This window comes from uncultured Xanthomonas sp. (genome assembly GCF_964278005.1).
Lineage (GTDB): Bacteria > Pseudomonadota > Gammaproteobacteria > Xanthomonadales > Xanthomonadaceae > Xanthomonas_A > Xanthomonas_A sontii.
Genome location: NZ_CAXYKF010000015.1, coordinates 343,269 through 366,854, shown reverse-complemented (window position 1 = coordinate 366,854; position 23,586 = coordinate 343,269). Strand labels below are relative to the sequence as shown.

Below are 23,586 nucleotides of genomic sequence, written 5' to 3'. Positions count from 1 at the left end.
TTCCCCCGGCCGCGCTTGCACGCGGCCGGTGCTGCGCAGGCGATCAGGCGGTGCGCAACGCGAAGCCCGCGCCCCGCGCCAACGTGTCGAAACCCGGGAACGACGTCGCCACGTTCGCCACGTCCTGGATCCGCACCTCGCCCTGCGCCAGTTGCCCGGCGATGGCGAAGGCCATGGCGATGCGATGGTCGCCGTGGCTCTCGATGGTCCCGGCGCCCAGCGTGCCGCCGTGGATGGTGGCGCCGTCCGGGGTCTCATCGACGACGATGCCGAGGCTGCGCAGCCCGGTGGCCATCGCCGCCAGGCGGTCCGACTCCTTGACCCGCAGCTCCGCCGCACCGCTGACCACGGTCTGGCCGTCGGCGGCGGCGGCGGCGACGAACAGCGCCGGGAACTCATCGATCATGTCCGGCACCACGCTCTCGGGAATCGTAGCGCCGCGCAGCGCCGCGTAGCGCACCCGCAGGTCGGCCACCGGCTCGCCGCCGTGCTCGCTGTGGTTGTGCTCGACGATGTCCGCGCCCATCAAGCGCAGCGCGGCCAGTAGACCCGTTCGGCGCGGATTGAGCCCGACCGCCTTCAGGGTGATGTCCGAGCCGGGAATGATGCTGGCGGCGACGATGAAGAACGCCGCCGAGGAGAAGTCCGCCGGCACCGCGATATCGGTGGCGCGCAGACGCTGGCCGCCGCGCAGGCGCGCCTGGCCGGGCGCGAACTCGATCTCCACGCCGAACGCGGACAGCATGCGCTCGGTGTAGTCGCGGGTGGGATGCGGCTCCTGCACCGTGGTGACACCGTCGGCATACAGACCGGCCAGCAGCACCGCCGACTTGACCTGGGCACTGGCCACCGGCGAGACGAAGTCGATGCCGCGCAGCGGCTGGCCGCCATGGATGCGCAGCGGCGGCACGCCATTGGCCTCGGTGTCGATGCGCGCGCCCATCAGCGCCAGCGGCTCGGTGACCCGGCGCATCGGCCGCCTGGACAGCGATGCATCGCCGACCAGCACGCTGTCGAACGGCTGCGCCGCGAGCAGCCCGGCGAGCAGACGCATGCCGGTGCCGGCGTTCCCGCAATCCAGCTCGCCCTGCGGCGCCTGCAACCCATCCACGCCCACGCCATGCACGATGCGCTGCGACGGTGACGGCGTCTCGATCCGTACCCCGAGCCGCGCGAAGATCGCCGCCGTCGAACGCGTGTCCTCGCCCTCGAGAAACCCCTCGATCCGCGACGTGCCATCGGCCAACGCCGCGAACATCACCGCCCGGTGCGACACCGACTTGTCCCCCGGCACCGTCAGCGTGCCCTGCAGCGCAGTGCCGCGCGTTGCGATCCAGCCTTGCTCGTTGCTCATCATCGTTCCTGAAAGTCCAACCACCCGAAGATTCACCACCACCCGGCGACATCGGCGCCGCTAGAGCGCGCTTGCGCTGCTGCCACGATGGCCTACACCAAGTCAGCCACCGCCGCTGCCGTTGCTCTTGCCGTTGCTCTTGCTGTTGCCGTTGTTCTTGCTTTCGCTGTTGCTCTCAATCCCCCCGTGAGGGCTGGCGGACACGGCGGGTAAAACCCCGTGAGGGGCGACGTGCAGGATGCGCGTCGTTTTCGGCAGGCACATGGATGTGCCTTCCGAAAATTCCCGTCGTGTCCGCGGACCCCGCGCGCAGCGCGGGGCAGCCCGCCCGGGTGTGCTTTCTTTTGGTTACTTTTCTTTGCACAAGCAAAGAAAAGTGACTCGCGCGCAAGCGCGAAAGCTGTTGCCGTACCGCTTTTCTGCAGCCAACCACTCAGAGCACTTGACTGTTAATGAGAGGGTCTTTGATTTGCGACGTGATGTCGCAAAGGCCGACCGGCTCGATCAAGGCACCGCCACCGGATACGACCCCAACACCTTGATCTGCGCCGAATGCGCCTTCAACTCCGCCAACGCCAACTTCATCGCCTCATCCTCCACATGCCCCGCCAGATCGATGAAGAACCCGTATTCCCACTTCGCCTGATGCGACGGCCGCGACTCGATCCGATTCATGCTGATCCCATGCCGCGCGAACGGACTGAGCACATCGAACAGCGCACCCGGCTTGTCGTGGATGAACACCAGCACCGACGTGCGATCGTGCCCCGACGGCGGGAAGATCTGCCGCCCGATCACCAGGAAGCGCGTGGTGTTGTCCGCGTCGTCCTCGATCGACTTCATGATCACCTTCTTCAGCGCATACACATGCGCCGCGCTCTCCCCGCCGATCGCCGCCGCATCGTCGGCATTGCGCGCCCGGCGCGCGCCCTCGGCGTTGCTGGAGACCGGAATCTTCTCCACCTTGGGCAGGTTCGCGCGCAGCCAGCCGGCGGTCTGCGCGAACGACTGCGGATGCGCGTAGATCCTCTCGATCGCGTCCAGCCGCCCGCTGCGCGAGAGCAGGAACTGGTGCACGCGCAGCTCGGTCTCGCCGCAGATCTTCAGGTTGGAGGTCAGGAACATGTCCAGGGTGACCTGGATCGTGCCCTGCCCCGAGTTCTCCACCGGCACCACGCCAAAGTCGGCGTTGCCGCTTTCCACTTCCTGGAACACTTCCTCGATGGTGGCCATCGGCAGGCCCACCGCCGAGCGGCCGAAGTGCTTGAGCACCGCCTGCTGGCTGAAGGTGCCTTCCGGCCCCAGGTAGCCGATCTTCAGCGGCTCCTGCTGCGCCAGGCACGCGGACATGATCTCGCGGAACACGTGCACCAGCACTTCGTCGCTGAGCGGGCCCTGGTTGCGGTCCACCACCATGCGCAGCACCTGCGCCTCGCGCTCGGGCCGGTAATAGTCCACCGCCGCGGCGAGCTTGCCCTTGGCCTTGCCGACCTGGTGCGCGAACTGCGCGCGCTCGGCGATCAACGCCTGGATGGTGCGGTCGATCTCGTCGATCTTGGCGCGCACGTCGGCCAGGGCCGGCGTGGCGGCGGGTTTCGCGGACTTGGCCGGCTTGGCGTCGGCGGCGGGAGATTTCTTCGGCTTTGCGGCCATGGATCGGGGGTTCCTCGGTGGTCCGGATCGCCGGCGCGATCCGGTCGCGGCTGAAGCCGCTCCTACAAAAATCGGCGACTCAGCCGTGGCGCTGCTGGAAGTCGCGCATGAACGCAACCAGTGCCTGCGCGCCGGTCAGCGGCATGGCGTTGTACAGCGAGGCGCGGATGCCGCCGACCGCCTTGTGGCCCTTCAGCGCCAGCAATCCGGCCGCCTTGGACTCGGCGACGAAGCGCGTGGTGAGGGTCTCGTCCGGCAGGAAGAACGGGATATTCATCCGCGAGCGCACCGCCGCCGCGACTTCGTTGCGATAGAAGCCACCGGAGGCGTCGATCGCCGAATACACCAGCGCCGACTTGGCCTGGTTGCGCGCGGCGAACGCCTCCACGCCGCCCTCGGCCAGCATCCACTTGAACACCAGCCCGGCCAGGTACCAGTTCCAGGTCGGCGGCGTGTTGAGCATGGAGTCGCGCGCCACATGCGAGCGGTAATCGAAGATGTCCGCGCGTGGCTGCCCGGCGCGTTCGAGCAGGTCGCGGCGGATGATCACCACGGTGACGCCGACCGGGCCGAGGTTCTTCTGCGCACCGGCGTAGATCAGCGCGTACCTGGACACGTCGATCGGCTCGGAGGCGATGCTGGAGCTGAAGTCGGCGAACAGCGGCACCGCGCCGACGTCCGGCGTGTCGCGGAACTCCACGCCGTGGATGGTCTCGTTGGCGGTGATGTGGACGTAGGCGGCATCCTCGCGCAACTGCCAGGCCGCGCGCGGCGGGATGTCGCGGAAGCCGTCGGCCTCGCTGCTGGCGGCCACGTGCACGTCGACGTACGGCCCGACCTGCTTGATCGCGGTCTTGCCCCAGTGCCCGGTCACCACGTAGTCCACGGTCTGCCCGGGCGCGGCGAAGTTCAGCGCCAGCAGCGCCTGCTGGGTGGTGGCGCCACCGGCCAGGAACAGCACGGCATAGTCGTCGGGAATGCCGATCAGCCGGCGCAAGTCGGCGTCGGCCTGTGCCGCAACCTCCATGAACTCGGCGCCGCGGTGGCTCAGCTCCACGATCGAGGCGCCCACGCCGTTCCACTCCAACATCTCCGCCTGCGCCTGGCGCAGGACCGATTCCGGCAAGGCAGCGGGGCCGGCACTGAAATTGAACGCGCGCGTCATGGGGCACCTATCGGACAGGACCCCTAGTATGCCGCAGCGCAACAGCTTGCGGCCCGGGCAATTTAGGTTGCATTTGCATCCATTCGCCCTGCGCATGCGTAGTCTGTGGTGAAGTCCCCGCCACTGCTCGCCCCCTTCGCTCCAGGAGTCCGCCATGTCGTTGCGCGATGCCCTCACCGTTCCCAGCCGCGAGATCACCGACGAGGCGGTCTACCGCGACCGGCGGCGCCTGCTGCAGGCCCTGGCGTTGACCCCGGTGGCCGGCCTGGTCGGCTGCGCCGACGCCGAGCCGCCGGCCCCGCCCAAGACCGTGGTGACGCCGGAGCAGGCGCGCAGCGGGTTCCGCACCAACGAGGAGCTGACCCGCTACGAGGACGTGACCAGCTACAACAACTTCTACGAATTCGGCACCGACAAGACCGATCCGTCGAAGGCGGCCAAGACCCTGCGCACCTCGCCGTGGTCGGTGAAGGTCTCCGGCGAATGCGAGAAGCCCGGCACGCTGTCCCTGGACGACCTGCTCAAGGGCCATACGCCCGAGGAGCGGATCTACCGGCTGCGCTGCGTGGAAGGCTGGTCGATGGTGATCCCGTGGCTGGGCGTGCCGCTGGGCGACGTGCTCAAGCGCTTCGCGCCGACCTCCAAGGCCAAGTATGTCGCCTTCACCACCCTGGCCGATCCCAAGCAGATGCCCGGCATCCGCTACAGCTCGATCGACTGGCCGTACAAGGAAGGCCTGCGCATCGACGAGGCCATGCACCCGCTGACCCTGCTCGCCACCGGCCTGTACGGCAAGCCGCTGCCGCAGCAGAACGGCGCGCCGCTGCGGCTGGTGGTACCGTGGAAGTACGGCTTCAAGAGCATCAAGTCGATCGTGGAGATCCGCTTCGTCGAGCGCATGCCGGAAACCGCCTGGCACGAGCTGCAGCCGTCCGAGTACGGGTTCTTCTCCAACGTCAATCCGGCGGTGGACCATCCGCGCTGGAGCCAGAAGACCGAGCGCCGCATCGCCGGCAAGGCCAGCAAGCTGTTCGCCGAGCGCATTCCCACCCGCCCGTTCAACGGCTATGCCGATCAGGTGGCGTCGCTGTATGCGGGGATGGATCTGAAGAAATGGTATTGAGGAGAGGCTGGGAATGGGGAACTGGGAATCGGGAATGGGAAAAGCGCGGCGCCTGGTGGTTGCCTCGCGCGACGGCTGGAGTCGCAGTCGGCGTGCCGCGTGGCACCTGTGCCGACACGGCGCGATGACGGCGCATGGCTAAGACCTCCGCTTCGTTGATCGCCGCCAAGGCGGTGGTGCATGCGCTGGCGCTGGCGCCGATGGCGTACCTGGGCTGGCAGTTCTGGCAGGTGTGGCAGACCGGCAGCGATGCGCTCGGTGCCGATCCGGTGGCCGAGGTCGAGCACCGCACCGGGTTGTGGGCGCTGCGGCTGCTGCTGTTGACCCTGGCCATCACCCCGCTGCGGCAACTGACCGGGCAATCAGTGCTGCTGCGTTTCCGGCGCATGCTCGGGCTGTACGCGTTCTTCTACGCGACCGTGCATCTGGCGGCCTATCTGGGGTTGGACCTGCGCGGCTACTGGACGCAGATCTTCGAGGAAATCGTCAAACGCCCGTACATCACCGTGGGTTTCCTGGCCTGGCTGCTGCTTGTGCCGCTGGCGATCACCTCGACACAGGGCTGGATGCGCCGGCTCAAGCGCAACTGGGGCAAGCTGCACAAGGCGATCTATGCGATCGGCGTGCTCGCCGTGCTGCACTTCTGGTGGCTGGTGAAGTCCGACATCCGCGAACCGCTGCTGTACGCGGCGATCCTGGCGGTACTGCTGGGCTGGCGCGGCTGGCGGGCGCTCAGCGCGCGCCGAACCACAGCAGGCCGCTGAGCGCGGCGGCCAGCAACAAGGCGCTGAGCAACAGCCACGGCCAGCGCCGCGCGGTGGCCGGGCGTGGCGCCACCGCCGGGGTCAGCGCGAGCGCGGCCAGGGCGGGGTCGTCGCGCAGCGGCTCGGCGCCGACGACCTGCGGGACCTCCAGCACGAAGCGGTGCTGGGCATCGAACACCACCTGGTCGCCGGGCTGCAGCCAGCAGCTGCGCACCGCCACGCCGTTGACCTGGGTCTGCGCATCGCCGAAGCCGCGCAGCAGCACCCGCTCGCCATGCCGTTCCAGGCGCGCGTGCTGCTCGGCGCAGGCCGGATCGTCGATGCGAATGTCGCACTCGCGCAGGCGGCCGACGCTGCGTACGCGGTCGACGGTGAAGCTGCGGCCATGGTGCGGGCCGCCGACGCCGCGCAGAACCAGGCGCGGATCGTCGTGCTCGGCCTCGCTGACCTCGGGCAGGCGCTGCAGCGGGTCGCACTTGCCCTGCACCACCATTTCGACGCCATCGGCGTAGACCGCGTCGCCGGCGCGCAGCAGCGCCATGCGCCGCACCGGGCGGCCGTTGACGTGGATGCCGCGGCTGCCGTTGGCGACCTGCAGCCACAGACCGCGCCGGTCCAGGCAGAACTGCGCCAGCAGCAACGCGCCCTGGGTGTCGTCGACCACGCTGACCTGGCCGGAGGCCAGCCGCACGATGCGATGCACGCCCGCGCGCAGGGGCCGGTCGGGATGTTGGCGGTTGCTGAAATGGACTAGCAGATCGTGCACGGCGGGCAGCCTAGCAGGTTGCCTGCGCGCGCAGAAGCGCGCGCTGGACAATGCACCGCGCATACGCACAATGCCTGATCGTTCACGCGGGCACCCGCCCGCACAGGAGCCAGCATGTCCAGCATCGACATCCGCCACGACCACGACAAGACCCCCGCGCAGGCCCGCAAGGCCATCGAAACCGCCGCCAAGAAACTGTCCGAGCGCTTCGACCTGGAATCGCACTGGGATGGCGATTCCCTGCTGTTCTCGCGCTCGGGCGTGGACGGACGCATCGAGCTGCTGCCCAAGCAGGTGCACGTGACTGCCGAGCTGGGCTTCCTGCTGTCGGCGATGAAGGGCACGGTGGAAAGCGAGATTCGCCGCGTGCTGTCGGAAAAGCTGGGCTGATCAGTGCATCGAGCCCCTCTCCCCTCTGGAGAGAGGTTGGGGTGAGGGTGCGGCGTCAAGCGCTGACGCAATCAGTTGCGCGAGGCTGCGCTCGTACCCTCATCCGCTCCTTCGGGGCACCTTCCCCCGCAAAAGGGGGCCATGGTCCCGAGGGGAGAAGGGAGCAGCCAAAGCCCCTCTCCCGTCGGGAGAGGGGTTGGGGTGAGGGTCCGACCGCTGACTCACTCCAACGCAAACGGATCCGGATCGCCCGCGAACAATCGTTCCGACACGGCGCGCTCGGTGGTCTCGATATCGCCGATGAACCCCTCGGCATCGCCCAGCTTGGAGAACGCGTCGAAACCCCGCTCCAGGAATCCCTGCAGTTCCGACAACCCCGCCGCCTTGGCCGGGCCGCGGGCGAAGCGCAGCAGCATGCGCACGCCCGGCGTATGCACCGCCTTGGCCAGGCCCAGACCGACGCGGGCGATCAGGTCGATCTGGCGTTGGCGCAGCCGCGGCAAGCCGGTCTGCCGATAGGCCTCGGCATACAGCGCTTCGTCCAGGCGCTTGCGCCGCGGCGCCAGGGCCTGCAGCGCCTCGGCCATGCGCAGGTCCAGAGCGTGGGTCAGCGCACCCAGCTCGATGCCGTCGGCGACCGTGTCCAGCAACGACGCCGGCATCAGCCGCTGCATCATCGGCAACACCTTGACGATGTCGGCGTCGCGACGGCTGAAGTCGCGGTCGCCATAGACGTCGGTCAGGAAGAACATCGCCGCCGGACGCCGCTGCGGATCCTCCAGGAAATGCTCGAAGCTGCGTTCCAGCCGCTCCGATTGCCAGCGCCGCAGTTCCTGCAGCCAGCGCAGCGCATTGCGCGGTTCGCGCACGGGGTCGTGCAGCGCCTGGTGCCACGCCAGGCGGCGGCCGAGTCGTTCCAGGACGGGAGTGCTGCGCGCCATGGGCGCCGATGATGGTCGCAGCCCGGCACGACCGCAAGCGTCACGGCGCTCGGCTACACTCGCGCCACTGCCTCCTGCGGACCGCGCATGCTTTCCCTCCACAGCGCCTCGCCCCGTCCCCATTCCAACGGCCGCATCGGCCTGGCCATCGCCGGCGGCGGGCCGATCGGCGGCATGTACGGCCTCGGTGCGCTGCGTGCCCTGGACGAGGCGCTGGACGGACTGGACCTGACCCGCCTGGATTGCTACGTGGGCGTCAGCTCCGGTGCATTCCTGACCGCCGGGCTGGCCAACCGCATCAGCAGTGCCGAGATCTGCCGGATCTTCGTCACCGGCAACAGCGACGATGCGCGGTTCCGCCCGGAAGACTTCCTGCGGCCCAACGTCTACGAGTATCTGCGCCGTGCCGCGACCCTGCCGGGGCTGGCCTACGGCTGGTGGCACGACCTGCTCACCGAACCGCGCAAGACCCGCTGGTCGGACCTGATCACCCGCTTCGGCGGACTGGTGCCCAGCGGCCTGTTCGACAACGCCGGGGTCGAGCGTTTCCTGCAGGACGTGTTCAGCCGCCGCGGCCGCAGCAACGATTTCCGCGACCTCGACGCCAATCTGTTCGTGGTCGCTGTGGACCTGGACAGCGGACGTGCGGTGCGCTTCGGCGAGCCGGGCATGGACCACGTGCCGATCTCGCTGGCGATCCAGGCCAGCGCGGCGCTGCCAGGGCTGTACCCGCCGGTGCAGATCGACGGCCACCATTACGTGGACGGCGCGCTGCGCCGCACCATGCATGCCTCCACCTTGCTGGAGCGCGGCATCGACCTGATGATCGGGATCAACCCGCTGGTGCCCTACGACGCCACCCACGCGCCGCGCCGCAATGGCCACATCGACCGCGCGCGGCTGCTCGCCGGCGGCCTGCCGGCGGTGCTGTCACAGACCTTCCGCACCCTGCTGCAATCGCGCATGCAAGTGGGGCTGGAGAAGTACGCGCGGCAATACCCGCAGGTGGACCAGTTGGTCTTCGAGCCCAACGCCGACAACGGCGAGCTGTTCTTCACCAATCTCTTCAGCTACGCCGCGCGCCACCGCGTGTGCCAGCTCGCCTACCGCAACACCTTGTCCGACCTGCGCCGCAACGCGCAGACGCTGGAGCCGCTGCTGGCCGCACACGGCATCGCGCTGCGCCACGATATCCTCAACGACCGCAAGCGCACCTTCCTCGATGGCGTGGACGTGCAGCCGCGGCGCATGACCGAGACCACCGCGCGGCTGCGGCGTGCGCTGGACGACGTCGACCAGGTCATCGCCAACCGCCGCGCCAAGCGCCGCACCCGCCGTTCGCCGGAGGCGTAGCGCTACCGCCCCGGCCGACGGCGCCATCGCACCCCGCGCACGTCCTGCGTCCGCTGGTGTGATTACTCTAGTCACAGTCCCGAGTCTCGAACCCCGCCACTCACCCGCCGAAGGAACCGCACCGTCATGGCCACTCTGAAGAAGTCCGCCCGCAAGAAGCGCAGCACCGCCGCTGCCGACGACACCCTGCAGGCGCAGGCGGAAAAGCTGTCCAAGCGCCTGGGCGAATCGGCGCAGCAGGTCTGGCTGGCCGGGGTTGGCGCGTTCGGCCGTGCGCAGGCCGAGGGCGGCAAGCTGTTCGAGACCCTGGTGAAGGAAGGCCTGAGCCTGGAGCAGAGCACGCGCAAGCTGGCCGGCGGCGGGGTCGACGCGGTGCGCGATGCGGTGGAGAACCGGGTCGGCCAGGCCCGCGAGCGCGCCGCCGACACCTGGGACCGCCTGGAGAAGGTATTCGAGGACCGCGTGCAGCGCGCGCTGCGCCGCCTGGAAGTCCCCAGTCGCGAGGACCTGGGTGCGCTGATCGAGCGCGTGGACGCGCTCAATGGCGAACTGCGGCATCTGCGCGGCGGCCGTGCCACGCAGGCGGCGGGCAAGGCGCCGGCGCCGAAGAAGGCCGCCAGGAAGACCGCCGCGCCGCGCCCCGCCACGGCCAAGCGCGCGGCACCGGCGCGCCGACCTGCCGGCCCGGTGGTCGCCAAGGTCGCGCCAGCCAAGCGCGCGACCGCGCCCAAGCGCGCCAGCCGCAAGCGCAGCGAGACGCCGACCACGGCCGAGTAACCGAATTGTTGCAAAGCAACACGTTTTTCCAGACAATCGAAACGGACCCGCCAGTCCATCAGAAGACCGTTTGCTCCCCTCCCCTCTCGGCTTCGGACTGGCGGGTCTTTTTTGTCCGCCGTCCACCGCTGTCGCCTTGCCGGCGCCGTGACACGCTGGCGATACACTGACTTCCTTACGGCGCGTGTGCGGGTGCGAGCATGTTTTCCTGGATAGCGGCAGCGATCTTGGCAGTCGCGGCATGGCTGGCGGCCAGCCTCTACCTGTGGCTGGTACGGCGCCGCGAGAATGAGGCCATGGCCGGGCTGCACGCGCTGGCCGGCCTGCACTGGCGCGATTTCTCCTACATGGTGCGGCGCGCGATGCGCGAACAGCGCGACCTGCAGGACGCCACCGTCGACGAGCACACGAGCCAGGAACCGCAAAGCGACTTCGTGATGACCCGCGGCGACGTGCGCTGGCTGCTGTCGTGCAAGCACGGCCGTGCCTACCGGATCGGCTCGGCCGCGGTCAACGAACTGGGCGCGGCGGCACGGCTGATGGGCGCGCAGGGCGGCATCCTGATCACCGAGGGCAAGGTGCAGCGCGACGGCATCGCCGCGGCCGAGAAGCAGGCGGTGGAAATCCTCGACGGCCCGCGCATCTGGCCGATGCTCAAGCCCTACCTGCCCAGCGAACTGGAAGACGGCGTGATCGGCGCCAGCCGCCGCCGCGCGCAGCGCCACATCGCCATCGCCGGCCTGGCCTCGCTCGCCCTGGGCGTGGTGACCGGCGTCGGTGCGCTGGCATTGCAGCAGCCCGCAGCGCCGCCGGCAGCCGTGGCCGCAACGGCGTCATCGCCTACGCCCGCTGCCGCAGCCGCGCCTACGCCGGCCGCAACCACGCCAACGAGCACCACCGCTGCCGCGCCCCCGCCTGCGCTGGACGACGCCGGCGACCTGGCCGAGCCCGACCCCGCCACCGAACAGCGCAACCGCCAGGAACTCTCCAAGGCCCTGGCCGCCACCCCGGGCGTGATCCGCGGCATCTGGCAGACACAAATGACCCTGGTGGTCGACCGCAGCGGCGACGACGCCCAGGTGTGGCCGCGCATCTGCCGCGAAGTGGAACGCTACCCGTCCCTGCGCACCGTCCGCATCCAGCTCAACCCGCGCCCGGGCCACGAGGAACCGGTGCGGTGGCGGCAATGCAGGACGTTCTGAGCGGGGATTGGGGAATCGGGAATGGGGAATCGGTAGAGCGGGCTATCGGCACGCAACGAGCATGCACCCGTGACGTTCCTGCCTGACAGGACAGAACCCGCACCGCGTGCAGCCAGCGCTGTTCCGATTCCCTACTCCCCATTCCCGATTCCCGGCTCTTACCAATGCACCCCCCGCATCAGCGCGGCAAACGCGATCTGCTCCTGGCTGGGCTTGGTCTCGCGTAGCGCCTTGCGGTCGCCCTTGGCCGCGGCCGAGTCGGGGAACAGTTCGAAGGCGGTGTTCATCACCACCTCGTAGGCCTTCGGCGCCACGGCGTTGACCAGGGCGGCGAAGATGCCCAGGCGCGTGGCCACGCGGCTGGGGCGTTCGATGATCGCCTTGACCATCAGGTCGGCGGCCTCGTCCACGCTCAGCGTCGGCACGCTGTCGTACATCTTGGTGGGCGCGATCATCGGGGTCTTCACCAGCGGCATGTTGACCGTGGTGAAGCTGATGCCCTTGCCCGACAACTCGCCCTGCGCGCAGCGGCTCCAGGCGTCCAGCGCCGCCTTGGAGGCGACGTAGGCGGAGAAGCGCGGCGAGTTGGCCAGCACGCCGATCGAGCTGACGTTGATGATGTGGCCCTTGCGCCGCGCGGTCATGCCCGGCAGCACGCCCATGATCAGGCGCAGGCTGCCGAAGTAGTTCAGCTGCATGGTCCGCTCGAAATCGTGGAAGCGGTCGTAGCTCAGTTCGATCGAGCGGCGGATCGAGCGGCCGGCGTTGTTGATCAGCACGTCGACATGGCCATGCGCGTCCAGCACGGTCTTGAGCAGGCGGTCGCAATCGGCCAGATCCGACAGGTCGGCGGTATAGGCGAAGACCTTGCCGCCCTTGGCGTTCATCGCATCGCGTGCGGCATGTAGCTCCTGTTCGCCGCGGGCCACGATGACGGTGATGGCGCCGGCCTCGGCGACGCGCTGCGCGGTGGCCAGGCCGATGCCCGAGGAGCCGCCGGTGATCAACACCACCTTGCCGCGGACCTTTCCCTTGAGCGAACGGTCGACGAACAGGTCCGGGTCCAGGTGCCGTTCCCAGTGGTCCCACAGACGCCAGGCGTAGTCTTCCAGCCGCGGCACGGCGATGCCGCTGCCCTTGAGCGCGCGCTCGGTCTCGCGGCTGTCGAAACGCGTGGGATAGGTGATGAACTTCAGCACTTCGCGCGGGATGCGAAAGTCGCGCAACAGCATGCCGGTGAAGCGGCGGATCGGCGGCAGGCTGCCGACCGCGGCGCGGATGCTGGAGGGCACGAACGCGAACATGCGCGCGTCCACCCGCAGGGTCATCTCCGGGGCGTGGCCGGCGCGGCAGAACACGTTGAGCACCTCGCCCACGCGCAGCGGCTCGGGGTCGGTGAGGTGGAAGGTGTGGCCGTCGAGCTTGGGCTTGTGCGCGATGTGGTCCATCGCGTCGGCGACGAAGTCCACCGGCACCAGGTTGATCCGTCCGCCCTCGATGCCCAGCATCGGCGCCCACGGCGGCAGCAGCTGGCGCAGCTTCTTGATCAGCGGGAAGAAGTAGTACGGGCCGTCGATCTTGTCGATGGCGCCGGTGCGCGAATCGCCGACCACCATCGCCGGGCGGTAGATGCGCCACTTGATCCGGGTCTCGGCGCGCACCAGCGCCTCGGCGTCGTGCTTGGTGCGCAGGTAGGGATCGTCCAGGCCCTCGGCTTCCTCGAACATGTCCTCGCGGAAGATGCCCGGGTACAGCCCGGCCACCGCGATCGAACTGGTGTGGTGGAAGATGCCGGCGCCGAGCTGCGCGGCCAGTTCCAGCGCATTGCGGGTGCCGTCGAGGTTGGCGATGCGCTGGTCCTCGGCCTTGGCGGTGAGGTCGTACAGCGCAGCCAGATGGAAGAAATGCTTGACCTTGCCGTGCAGCGCCTTGCGTTGCGCCGCGGACAGCCCGCAGTACTCGGCGCCGACGTCGCCGTGCAGCACCACCAGGCGCTTGGGATCCCAGCCCTGCTCGCGCACCAGCGCATCGAACTTGCGCTGCGACTCCTTGCGCAGCAGGACATGCACGACGCCCTTGCGCCGCATCAGCTTGGCCATCAGGTAGCGGCCGATGAAACCGGTGGCGCCTGTCACGAAATACGTCATGCCGAACCATCCCTCGTTCCGCGGCCACGGCCCCTCGCCCGGCCCCGGCGCTAACTTGCCAGAGTGCGGCGGGCAGGACAAACGCACGCCGGCGTATGGCGAACGTGCGGCATCGCAGCATTGCGCAGCGCAGAGGCGACGGTGGGAGCCGCTAGCACCTGCGTTCGCCTCGGGCCATGTGGTCGTGGAGGAGCGCCTTCAACCGCGACCGCACGGACAAGCGCGTCGCGGCTCAAGCCGCTCCTACAGGATGCTTCCCGACGTCATTGCGCCGCCTTGCAGTCGCCGCGCGCGCCGGACTCAGCGCGCGCCGGGCGAGAACCGCGCGACCAGGTCGTAGGTGTCGCCGAGGAACACCTGGCGCACGAAGGTCACCGCCTGCTCGCCGCGCCAGGTGCGGCGGTCGATCAGTAGACACGCGGTGCCGGCCGGCACCTGCAGCCGCGCCGCCTGCGCGGTACTGGCGCCGACCGCGCTGATGCGGTGTTCGGCGCGGGTCCAGGGCACGTGCTGCAGCAGCCAACTGCCGGGCACGGTGACCGCGAAGTCCATCTGCAAGGCCTCCGGCACCGCCACCGGATTGATCACGCGCTCTTCCAGCGCGAACGGACGGCCGTCGGCGTAGTGCAGGCATTGCAGCGCCAGCAGGCTGCCCTCAGCAGCGACCTCCGCTTCCTGCGGCAACGCCGCGCGCGGCGCGCGCTGCTGCCGCTCCAGCAGTTCGAAACGGTAGACATGGCCGCGCGCGGCGACCTCGACCGGGATGTCCGGGATCTCCAGCGCGACCTGCTCCATGTGCGGATGCGGCCGCGCCACGAACGAACCTGCGCGGCGTCGGCGCTCGATCATGCCGGCGTCGGCGAGCAGCGCCAGCACCTTGTTGACGGTCATCCGCGAGCAGCCGTACTGCGCCATCAGTTCGTGCTCGAACGGAATACGATGGCCGGGCGGCCACGCGCCGCTGCGGATGTGCGCTTGGATGTCGCGGCGGATGCGCTGGCTGAGCGGCAGCGTCGGCGCGGCCGGCGTCATCGGCAGTCCGTGCCGCGGCAGGCAGCGCACAGCGCGCGCGGGTCGCGGCTCATGCGTCCAGCAGCCGGTTCAGCGCACGCGCGTAGCGGGCGGCCACGCCCTCGCGCTGCAGGTGGCGGCCCTCGCGGACCAGCGCACGCCCGTGGCGCCAGACCGAACGCACCGCACCGCCGCGCGCGGCGAACAGCCAACTGTCCAGCCAGGCGTCGCCGTCGCGCGCCTGCAAGGCCGGATGCGCGGCGTCCAGTTCGACCAGATCGGCCAGGGCGCCCTCGCACAGACCGTGTTCGACACCGAGCGCCTGCGCCGCGCCCTGCGCGGCGGACTGGAACAGCAGGCGGCCGCTGGACAGCGCGGTGTCGCCGGTGAGCACATTGCGCCCGCGCAGGCTCAGGCGCTGGCCGTACTCGAGCAGGCGCAGTTCCTCGGCCGCATCGATCAGCACATTGGAGTCGGAGCCCACGCCGAAACGGCCGCCGGCGCGCAGGAAGTCCTGCATCGGGAACAGGCCGTCGCCGAGGTTGGCCTCGGTGATCGGGCACAGCCCGACCACCGCGCCACTGGCGGCGATGCCCTGCACTTCCGCGGCGTCGACATGGGTGGCATGCACCAGGCACCAGCGCGCATCCACCGGCGCGTGCGCCAGCAGCCATTGCACCGGGCGCTGCCCGCTCCAGGCCAGGCAGGCGTCGACCTCGCGGGTCTGCTCGGCGATATGGATGTGCACCGGGCCGTCGCACAGCGGCAGCAGCGCCGCCAGTTCGTCCGGAGTGACCGCGCGCAGGCTGTGCGGGGCCAGCCCCAGCACCGCGTCGTCCAGTCCCTGCAGGGCGCGGCGGCTGCCGTCCAGCAGCGCGGCGAAGCCGTCGACGTCGTGCAGCAGGCGCTGCTGCGCCGGATTCGGCGCGGCGCCGCCGAAGTCGGCATGCGCATAGAACACCGGCAGCAGGGTCATGCCGATACCGCTGGTCTGCGCCGCGGCAGCCAGGCGCTGCGCCATCTCGGCGCGGTCGGCGTAGGGCCGGCCGTCGGCGGCGTGATGCACGTAATGGAACTCGCCGACCCGGGTGAAGCCGGCCTCGAGCATTTCCACGTAGGCCTGCTCGGCGATGGCCTGCAGATCGTCGGGGCTCAGCCGCTGCAGGAAGCGGTACATCAGCTCGCGCCAGCTCCAGAAGCTGTCGCCGCTGCGCCCGCCGATCTCGGTCAAGCCGGCCATGCCGCGCTGGAAGGCGTGGCTGTGCAGATTGCCCAGCCCGGGCACCACGATGCCCAGGCATTGATCGCCCGGCGCGGCGGCCACGCCGCTGTCCACCGCGGCGAGGCGGCCATCGCGCACGCCGAGGCGCACGGCGCGCGCCCAGCCCTGCGGCAGCAGCGCGTGCGCGCACCAGAATTCGCCCGATCCCGCGTTGCCGTCAGCCTGCTGCTGCGCCTGGGTCTGCACTGGACACCCTCCATCGACCACAATATTGTATATACAAAATAACCGACGAGCCTGCCCGTGACCATGCCCTGCGACACGCTCTGGCACAACGCGCACCTGATGACGCTCGACGCCGAGGACGGCGGCCTGGGGCTGGTCCACGACGGCGTGGTGGCCTGCCGCGACGGCCGCATCGTCTATGCCGGCGCCGCCGCGCAGTTGCCTGGTCCGCTGTCGGCGCAACGCAGCATCGACTGCGGCGGACGCTGGATCGGCCCCGGCCTGATCGATTGCCACACCCACCTGGTCTATGCCGGCAACCGCGCCGGCGAGTTCGAGCAGCGCCTGCTCGGCGCCAGCTACGCCGACATCGCCCGCGCCGGCGGCGGCATCGTCTCCACGGTGCGCGCCACCCGCGCCGCCGACGAGGACGCCCTGCTCGCCGCCAGCCTGCCGCGGCTGGACGCGCTGCTGGCCGAGGGCGTGACCACGGTGGAGATCAAGTCCGGCTACGGCCTGACGCTTGAGGACGAACTGCGCCTGCTGCGCGTGGCGCGGCGCCTGGGCGAGCTGCGCCCGGTGGCGGTGTCGCCGACCTTCCTCGGCGCGCACGCGGTGCCGCCCGGGGCCGAGGCGCAGGCCTACATCGACGAGGTCTGCGAGCGCATGATCCCGGCGGTCGCCGCGCAGGGCCTGGCCGAGGCGGTGGACGTGTTCTGCGAACATCTGGCGTTCACCCCGGCGCAGACCGAGCAGGTGTTCCAGGCCGCGCAACGCCATGGGCTGGCGCTGAAGATCCACGCCGAGCAATTGTCCAACCAGGGCGGCGCGGCGCTGGCCGCCCGCTACGGCGCGCGCTCGGCCGACCATGTCGAATACCTGGACGCCGCCGGCGTGGCCGCGATGGCCGCCGCCGGCACCGTCGCGGTGCTGCTGCCGGGCGCGTTCTATTTCACCCGCGACACCCAGTTGCCGCCGATCGCCGCGCTGCGCGCCGCCGGCGTGCCGCGCGCACTGGCCACCGACTGCAACCCCGGCACCTCGCCACTGACCAGCCCGCTGCTGGCGATGAACCTGGCGGCGACGCTGTTCCGGCTGACCGTGACCGAATGCATCGCCGGCTTCACCCGCGAGGCGGCGCGTGCGCTCGGGCGCCAGGACCAGGTCGGCCGGCTGCGCGCCGGGCTGGCCTGCGACCTGGCGATCTGGGACATCGCCGAACCGGCCGAATTGGTCTATCGCATGGGCTTCAACCCGCTGCATGCGCGTATCTGGAGAGGACAATGAGCGACGACGAGATCCTGCTGCGCCCCGGCGCGGTGAGCCTGGCGCAGTGGCGCGCGGTGTACCGCGGCGCCAGCGTGCGCCTGGACCCGGCCTGTGCCGACGCGGTACTGCGCAGCGCGCACACGGTGGAGGCGATCGTCGCCACCGGCGCGCCGGTGTACGGCATCAACACCGGCTTCGGCAAGCTGGCCAGCGTGCGCATCGAGCGCGAGGACCTGGAGGCCCTGCAGCGCAACATCGTGCTGTCGCACGCGGCCGGGGTCGGCGCGCCGATGCCGGTGCCGGTGGTGCGGCTGATGATGGCGCTGAAGCTGGCCAGCCTGGCCCAGGGCGCCTCCGGGGTGCAGCCGCAGACGCTGGCGCTGCTGGAAGCGCTGCTGCGCCACGAGGTGATCCCGGTGGTGCCGTGCCAGGGCTCGGTCGGTGCCTCCGGCGATCTGGCGCCGCTGGCGCACCTGGCCACGGTGATGCTCGGCGTCGGCGAGGCCTTCGTCGGCGACGCGCGCCTGCCGGCGGCGCAGGCGCTGGCCCAGGCCGGGCTGCAGCCGCTGACGCTGGGCGCCAAGGAGGGCCTGGCGCTGCTCAACGGCACGCAATTCTCCACCGCCTACGCGCTGGCCGGGCTGTTCGAGATCGAGCGCGTGTTCCATGCCGCGCTGGTCGCCGGTGCGCTGTCCACCGAGGCCGCGAAAGGCTCGGACACCCCGTTCGATCCGCGCATCCACGCGCTGCGCGGCCAGCCCGGGCAGATCGCCACCGCCGCGGCGCTGCGCGAACTGATGCACGACTCGGCGATCCGCGATTCGCACCGCGACAACGACGTGCGCGTGCAGGACCCGTACTGCCTGCGCTGCCAGCCGCAGGTGATGGGCGCGGCGCTGGACGTGATGCGCCAGGCCGCCACCACCCTGGCCACCGAGGCCAACGGCGTGTCGGATAACCCGCTGGTGTTCAGCGACACCGGCGAGGCGCTGTCCGGCGGCAACTTCCACGCCGAACCAGTGGCCTTCGCCGCCGACATGCTGGCGCTGGCGGTATGCGAGATCGGCTCGATCAGCGAGCGCCGCGTCGCCATGCTGGTGGATCCGGCGCTGTCCGGATTGCCGGCGTTCCTGACGCCCAAGCCCGGCCTCAACTCCGGCTTCATGATCCCGCAGGTCACCGCCGCGGCGCTGGTGTCGGAGAACAAGCAACGCGCCTACCCGGCCAGCGTCGATTCGATCCCGACCTCGGCCAACCAGGAAGACCACGTGTCGATGGCCGCGCACGGCGCGCGCCGCCTGCTGGCGATGGCCGAGAACGCGGCCAATGTGGTCGGCATCGAACTGCTGGCCGCCGCACAGGGCTGCGATTTCCACGCGCCGCTGCGCTCCAGCGCCGCCCTGGAAGCGGCGCGCGCGCTGCTGCGCGTCCGCGTCCCGGCGCTGCAGGACGATCGCTATTTCCATCCGGACATGCTGGCCGCCACCGCGCTGGTGCGCGACGGCGCGCTGGCCGCGGCGGTGGGGATGCGGCTGCCCGAGGTTAGCGTCTGATCTGAAGAACCCGTCGTAGGAGCAGCTCTGCCCCTTTTTGGGATCAGCCGCGACCGGGCTTTACCAGGTAATGCCCCGTTCGCGGCTGAAGCCGCTTCCACAGAACAGCACAACGCGAGGCCGTATGACATCCCTGCCCGACTGGCTCACTGTGCACCGCGGCGATGCGCCGCTGATCCTCAGCTTCCCGCACACCGGCACCGACCTGCCGGAAGCGCTGGCCGACCGTTTCGTCTCGCCATGGCTGGCGCAGCGCGATGCCGACTGGTGGGTGCACCTGCTGTACGACTTCGCCGAAACGCTCGGCGCGACCACCGTGCGCACCGCGATCTCGCGCTCGGTGATCGACGTCAACCGCGACCCGGCCGGGGTGTCGCTGTATCCCGGGCAGAACACCACCGGGCTGTGCCCGCTGACCACCTTCGATGCGCAGCCGCTGTACCGGCCTGGGGCCGAGCCGGATGCGGCCGAGATCGACGCGCGCCGCGCGCAGTGGTTCGCGCCCTACCACGCCGCGCTGGACGCGGAGATCGCGCGCCTGCGCGCCCTGCACCCGGCCATCGTGGTGTACGACGCGCATTCGATCCGCTCGCGCATTCCGCACCTGTTCGACGGCGAGCTGCCGCAGTTCAACATCGGCAGTGCCGGTGCCTCCGGCGCGGTGGACAGCAGTTGCGCGGCAGCGCTGACCGATGCGGTGGAGCGCGTCTGCGCCGGCAGCGACTTCAGCCACGTGCGCAACGGCCGCTTCAAGGGCGGCTGGAGCACCCGCCACCACGGCGCGCCGGCCGACGGCGTGCACGCGATCCAGATGGAACTGGCCTGCCGCGGCTACATGCACGAACCCGACACGGTCGACCCCGGCAACTGGCCCTCGCCGTGGCAACCCGAGTACGCCGCGCCGCTGCGCGCGGTGCTGCAGCAGGTGCTGCAGGCCTGCCTCGACTTCGTCCGCAGCCCCGCCGCATCCGCCCGCACCACCGCCTGACGCGCGCGCACCGCGTTCCGCCTTCCGCGCATCCACCTGAGGATTCCCGCATGACCCGCCTCGACGCCACCCGCACCATCCAAGCGCCCACCGGCAGCACCCTCACCGCCAAGAGCTGGCTGACCGAAGCGCCGCTGCGCATGCTGATGAACAACCTGCACCCGGACGTGGCCGAGCGCCCGCAGGAACTGGTGGTGTACGGCGGCATCGGCCGCGCCGCGCGCGACTGGGAGAGCTTCGACGCCATCGTCGAGACGCTCAAGCGCCTGGACGACGACCAGACCCTGCTGGTGCAGTCGGGCAAGCCGGTCGGCGTGTTCCGCACCCATGCCGACGCGCCGCGGGTGCTGATCGCCAATTCCAACCTGGTGCCGCGCTGGGCCAACTGGGACCACTTCAACGAACTCGATAAGAAAGGCCTGGCCATGTACGGCCAGATGACCGCCGGCAGCTGGATCTACATCGGCGCGCAGGGCATCGTCCAGGGCACCTACGAGACCTTCGTCGAAATGGGCCGGCAGCACTACGGTGGCGACCTATCCGGCAAGTGGCTGTTCACCGGCGGTCTCGGCGGCATGGGCGGCGCGCAGCCGCTGGCCGCGGTGATGGCCGGCGCCTCGTGCCTGGCGGTGGAGTGCCGCAAGAGCAGCATCGACATGCGCCTGCGCACCGGCTACCTGGATACCTGGACCGACTCGCTGGACGAGGCGCTGCGCCTGATCGCCGAGGCCTGCGCGGCGAAGACGCCGCGCTCGGTCGGCCTGCTCGGCAACGTCGCCGACGTGCTGGCCGAGCTGTTGGCGCGCGGGATCAAGCCGGACCTGCTGACCGACCAGACCTCCGCGCACGACCCGGTCAACGGCTACCTGCCGCAGGGCTGGACGGTCGAGCAGTGGGACGCCAAGCGCGTCTCCGCACCGAAGGAGGTGGAACAGGCCGCGCGCGCCTCGATGGCCAACCACATCCGCGCCATGCTCGGTTTCCACGCCCTGGGCGTGCCGACCGTGGACTACGGCAACAACCTGCGGCAGATGGCGCTGGAGGAAGGCGTGGCCAATGCCTTCGACTTCCCGGGCTTCGTCCCCGCCTACATCCGCCCGCTGTTCTGCCGCGGCGTCGGCCCGTTCCGCTGGGCGGCGCTGAGCGGCGACCCGGAGGACATCGCCAGGACCGATGCCAAGGTCAAGGAATTGATTCCGGACAACCCGCACCTGCACCGCTGGCTGGACATGGCCGCCGAGAAGATCCGGTTCCAGGGACTGCCGGCGCGCATCTGCTGGGTCGGCCTTGGCGACCGCGACCGCCTGGGGCTGGCGTTCAACGAGATGGTCGCCAAGGGCGAACTGAAGGCGCCGGTGGTGATCGGCCGCGACCACCTGGACAGCGGCAGCGTCGCCTCGCCGAACCGCGAGACCGAGGCCATGGCCGACGGCTCGGACGCGGTCTCCGACTGGCCGCTGCTCAACGCCCTGCTCAACACCGCCAGCGGCGCCACCTGGGTGTCGCTGCATCACGGCGGCGGCGTCGGCATGGGCTTCTCGCAACACGCAGGCATGGTCATCGTCTGCGACGGCACCGAGGCGGCGGCCAAGCGCATCGCCCGGGTGCTGTGGAACGACCCCGCGACCGGCGTCATGCGTCATGCCGATGCGGGGTATGCCATCGCCCTCGACTGCGCCCGCGACAAGCACCTGGACCTGCCCGGCATCCTGCGCTGAGGCCGGCGCCCGTCCGCCGCCTGCGCGCGGCGGGCGGGCGCACGACGCGGCAAAGCGGAACTGCGTCACCCCTCGCACGATACAGCCTCAAGTTCGGCCGAGCTGCGCCGACAAGGGATGCATCGTTTCAAGGAGCCTGCATGGGCATCCTGATCTACCTCACTCCTGCCGTGGCGCTGTGGGCTGCCGTTGCCACAGCGTTCGCGCATGGCTTGTTCCAGCGTCTGGGGCATGCCTATCGGCGCGACGCGACTGCGAAGGAGACGATCGCGCGGTATCAGGCGGCGCTGAGCCAGCTGAAGGCGCAGGCCGCCGCCAGCGCGCAGGAACTGGAAACGCTGCGCCAGGACCACGAGCGCCTGCGCGCGACCTACGAATACGAGGCAGCGCCCGCTGCGGCGGCGTCCGCCAACGCCGCACCGGCCGCGGCGCCTTCGCCCGCCTCCCCGAAGCCGGGGCCGGCACCGGCGGCGCCTCCGGCCGCGCCGCCCTCGACCATCGCCCTGGCACAGATCGACATCGCCGACGAAGTCGGCACCCTGCTCGCCCACGTCGCCCGCGTGGCGCGCAGCATCCGCCGCTACAGCGCCTACAGCCGCGGCCACAACGGCCCGGAGCCGGCCAGCGCGCGCTACGACTTGCACTGGCTGTCCGACTGCCTGCACAACCTGGACCAGGTCGGCCATGCGCTGGCGCGCAACAACATGGAAACCCTCACCGCCGCCTGCACCGAACTGCTGACCATGTACGAGCAATACCTGCGCGACGGTTCCGGCTACAACAGCCGCGACACCTTCCAGCGGCTCAGCACGCAGGTGCCGCTGGCCGAAGTTACCGATGCGATCCGTTCCATCGCGGCCAAGGCCTCGCTGGCGCGGCAGGCGCAGGCCGCCCACGAAGAGGCCGCGCATGCACACGAACGCATCGCCGACAGCCGCCAGGCCGACGCACTGTCGATGCTGTAACCGCGGCGTCCGCGCCGGCCACCGGCCGCGGCCCGCGTTGACCCGGCCTCCCGCCCGTGCTGTGATGCCTGCCGGTCAGGGCGGAGCGGGATCATGGCAGACAGCAAGGCGGCCTTCGAGAAAGCGGTCCAGGACATCAAGCAGCGGGCCGAGCGCCCCGACAACGACACCCTGTTGCGGCTGTACGCGCTGTACAAGCAAGGCTCGGAGGGCGACGTCAGCGGCGCCAAGCCGGGCTTCTTCGACTTCGTCGGCACCGCCAAGTACGAGGCCTGGGCCAAGCTCAAGGGCGTGCCGCAGGCGGAAGCGCAGAAGAAATACGTGGACCTGGTGAAGAAGCTGCTGGCCTGATGGCCCGCGACACCCGGCGGCGCATCCTCGAGACCGCCCTGGCGATGTTCAACGCGCAGGGCGAGCCGCACGTCACCACCAACCACATCGCCGACGAGCTGGAGATCAGCCCCGGCAACCTGTACTACCACTTCCGCAACAAGGACGACATCATCGAGCACCTGTTCGCGCGCTACGAGGAGCGCATGGACACGGCGCTGGCGCTGCCGAGCGCGCGCCTGCCGGGGCTGGAGGATATCTGGCTGCAGTTGCACCTGGTGTTCGAGTGCATCTGGGACTACCGCTTCCTGTACCGCGACCTGGTCGAGATCCTCAGCCGCAGCCGGCGCCTGCGCCTGCGCTTCGCGCGCATCCTGCGCCGTGCCGACGCCAGCGTGCAGGCGGTGTTCGAGGGACTGGCGCAGACCGGCGCGATGCGCGCCAGCGCCCAGGAACGCGGCGGCGTGGCCACCAACGTGCTGGTGGTGGCCACGTTCTGGCTCAACTACGCGGCCGCGCGCGGCGAGAAGGACGAGCAAGTGGCGATCCGCCACGGCATCGTGCAGGTGATGCAACTGATCGCGCCGTTCCTGCGCGACGCCGAACGCGCGCACCTGGCGGCGTTGATGGACGCCTATCTGGATTGAAGCGCCCTGCCCTGCGCGCAAGC

General features: G+C 70.0%; 21 protein-coding genes. 13 read left to right on the top strand and 8 right to left on the bottom strand.

All coding sequences use genetic code 11. From position 1 onward, the window contains the following. Window positions 1-43: 43 nt before the first annotated feature. The 3 genes from aroA to serC all read right to left on the bottom strand — a co-directional run bounded on the left by aroA (window position 44) and on the right by serC (window position 4,172). Window positions 44-1,357 (bottom strand): 3-phosphoshikimate 1-carboxyvinyltransferase, encoded by a 1,314-nt coding sequence (gene aroA, locus ACHWVH_RS10080; protein WP_394687070.1) that lies wholly within the window; start codon window positions 1,355-1,357, stop codon window positions 44-46. A 501-nt stretch (window positions 1,358-1,858) separates the two neighbouring features. Further along, a complete protein-coding gene (pheA, locus tag ACHWVH_RS10075) occupies window positions 1,859-3,007 on the bottom strand; it encodes a prephenate dehydratase (RefSeq protein WP_017916069.1) in 1,149 nt (382 codons plus the stop codon). Between the two features lie 79 nt (window positions 3,008-3,086). Next, a complete protein-coding gene (gene serC, locus ACHWVH_RS10070; RefSeq protein ID WP_295929999.1) occupies window positions 3,087-4,172 on the bottom strand; it encodes a 3-phosphoserine/phosphohydroxythreonine transaminase in 1,086 nt (361 codons plus the stop codon). Window positions 4,173-4,326: 154 nt separating this feature from the next. On the opposite strand from serC, the gene msrP reads away from it, so the two are divergent. Next, complete coding sequence (msrP, locus tag ACHWVH_RS10065) at window positions 4,327-5,295, top strand: protein-methionine-sulfoxide reductase catalytic subunit MsrP (RefSeq protein WP_152181387.1); 969 nt, start codon at window positions 4,327-4,329, stop codon at window positions 5,293-5,295. Between the two features lie 134 nt (window positions 5,296-5,429). Continuing rightward, window positions 5,430-6,059 carry a protein-methionine-sulfoxide reductase heme-binding subunit MsrQ gene (gene msrQ, locus ACHWVH_RS10060; protein WP_043092131.1) on the top strand — a complete coding sequence of 210 codons (630 nt, stop codon included), beginning with the start codon at window positions 5,430-5,432 and terminating at the stop codon, window positions 6,057-6,059. Here msrQ and ACHWVH_RS10055 read toward each other — a convergent pair. Continuing rightward, the gene (locus ACHWVH_RS10055; RefSeq protein WP_295925916.1) at window positions 6,028-6,825 is read right to left on the bottom strand and encodes an FHA domain-containing protein; all 798 of its coding nucleotides are present in this window, start codon (window positions 6,823-6,825) and stop codon (window positions 6,028-6,030) included. The genes msrQ and ACHWVH_RS10055 overlap by 32 nt on opposite strands. 114 nt (window positions 6,826-6,939) lie before the next feature. On the opposite strand from ACHWVH_RS10055, the gene ACHWVH_RS10050 reads away from it, so the two are divergent. Next, the gene (locus ACHWVH_RS10050; RefSeq protein ID WP_017916064.1) at window positions 6,940-7,215 is read left to right on the top strand and encodes a polyhydroxyalkanoic acid system family protein; all 276 of its coding nucleotides are present in this window, start codon (window positions 6,940-6,942) and stop codon (window positions 7,213-7,215) included. A 221-nt stretch (window positions 7,216-7,436) separates the two neighbouring features. On the opposite strand, the gene ACHWVH_RS10045 is transcribed toward ACHWVH_RS10050, so the two are convergent. Further along, window positions 7,437-8,156, bottom strand: a complete 720-nt coding sequence (locus ACHWVH_RS10045) for an FFLEELY motif protein (RefSeq protein WP_267108468.1) — start codon at window positions 8,154-8,156, stop codon at window positions 7,437-7,439. An 87-nt stretch (window positions 8,157-8,243) separates the two neighbouring features. Here ACHWVH_RS10045 and ACHWVH_RS10040 point away from each other — a divergent pair, with 87 nt between their 5' ends. From ACHWVH_RS10040 to ACHWVH_RS10030, 3 genes are all read left to right on the top strand, one after another. Next, the gene (locus ACHWVH_RS10040; RefSeq protein WP_150411307.1) at window positions 8,244-9,509 is read left to right on the top strand and encodes a patatin-like phospholipase family protein; all 1,266 of its coding nucleotides are present in this window, start codon (window positions 8,244-8,246) and stop codon (window positions 9,507-9,509) included. 126 nt (window positions 9,510-9,635) lie between these two features. Continuing rightward, window positions 9,636-10,286 (top strand): phasin family protein, encoded by a 651-nt coding sequence (locus ACHWVH_RS10035; RefSeq protein ID WP_295925906.1) that lies wholly within the window; start codon window positions 9,636-9,638, stop codon window positions 10,284-10,286. Window positions 10,287-10,486: 200 nt separating this feature from the next. Next, complete coding sequence (locus tag ACHWVH_RS10030; RefSeq protein ID WP_394687069.1) at window positions 10,487-11,488, top strand: restriction endonuclease; 1,002 nt, start codon at window positions 10,487-10,489, stop codon at window positions 11,486-11,488. 158 nt (window positions 11,489-11,646) lie between these two features. Here ACHWVH_RS10030 and ACHWVH_RS10025 read toward each other — a convergent pair whose 3' ends face one another. From ACHWVH_RS10025 to ACHWVH_RS10015, 3 genes are all read right to left on the bottom strand, one after another. Further along, on the bottom strand, window positions 11,647-13,635 hold the full coding sequence (locus ACHWVH_RS10025) for an SDR family oxidoreductase (RefSeq protein WP_017911925.1): 1,989 nt from the start codon (window positions 13,633-13,635) through the stop codon (window positions 11,647-11,649). A 300-nt stretch (window positions 13,636-13,935) separates the two neighbouring features. Continuing rightward, the gene (gene hutC / locus ACHWVH_RS10020; RefSeq protein WP_394687068.1) at window positions 13,936-14,667 is read right to left on the bottom strand and encodes a histidine utilization repressor; all 732 of its coding nucleotides are present in this window, start codon (window positions 14,665-14,667) and stop codon (window positions 13,936-13,938) included. Window positions 14,668-14,716: 49 nt separating this feature from the next. Next, entirely contained in the window at window positions 14,717-16,114 is a 1,398-nt protein-coding gene (locus tag ACHWVH_RS10015; RefSeq protein WP_394687067.1) for a formimidoylglutamate deiminase, read from the bottom strand. A 63-nt stretch (window positions 16,115-16,177) separates the two neighbouring features. Here ACHWVH_RS10015 and hutI point away from each other — a divergent pair, with 63 nt between their 5' ends. The 7 genes from hutI (at window position 16,178) to ACHWVH_RS09980 (ending at window position 23,563) form a co-directional block, all read left to right on the top strand. Further along, entirely contained in the window at window positions 16,178-17,380 is a 1,203-nt protein-coding gene (gene hutI / locus ACHWVH_RS10010) for an imidazolonepropionase (RefSeq protein WP_295925944.1), read from the top strand. Then, window positions 17,377-18,915: a histidine ammonia-lyase gene (hutH, locus tag ACHWVH_RS10005; RefSeq protein ID WP_295925894.1), complete on the top strand. Its 1,539-nt coding sequence runs from the start codon at window positions 17,377-17,379 to the stop codon at window positions 18,913-18,915. The genes hutI and hutH overlap by 4 nt, the downstream gene beginning before the upstream one ends. A 124-nt stretch (window positions 18,916-19,039) precedes the next feature. Beyond that, complete coding sequence (hutG, locus tag ACHWVH_RS10000; protein ID WP_295925891.1) at window positions 19,040-19,903, top strand: N-formylglutamate deformylase; 864 nt, start codon at window positions 19,040-19,042, stop codon at window positions 19,901-19,903. 50 nt (window positions 19,904-19,953) lie between these two features. Then, window positions 19,954-21,621 carry a urocanate hydratase gene (gene hutU / locus ACHWVH_RS09995; RefSeq protein ID WP_017911932.1) on the top strand — a complete coding sequence of 556 codons (1,668 nt, stop codon included), beginning with the start codon at window positions 19,954-19,956 and terminating at the stop codon, window positions 21,619-21,621. Window positions 21,622-21,761: 140 nt separating this feature from the next. Continuing rightward, complete coding sequence (locus ACHWVH_RS09990; protein ID WP_295925886.1) at window positions 21,762-22,586, top strand: hypothetical protein; 825 nt, start codon at window positions 21,762-21,764, stop codon at window positions 22,584-22,586. A gap of 93 nt (window positions 22,587-22,679) precedes the next feature. Next, complete coding sequence (locus ACHWVH_RS09985; RefSeq protein WP_017909407.1) at window positions 22,680-22,937, top strand: acyl-CoA-binding protein; 258 nt, start codon at window positions 22,680-22,682, stop codon at window positions 22,935-22,937. Next, a complete protein-coding gene (locus ACHWVH_RS09980) occupies window positions 22,937-23,563 on the top strand; it encodes a TetR/AcrR family transcriptional regulator (RefSeq protein WP_017909406.1) in 627 nt (208 codons plus the stop codon). The genes ACHWVH_RS09985 and ACHWVH_RS09980 overlap by 1 nt, the downstream gene beginning before the upstream one ends. The last annotated feature ends 23 nt before the right edge of the window (window positions 23,564-23,586 follow it).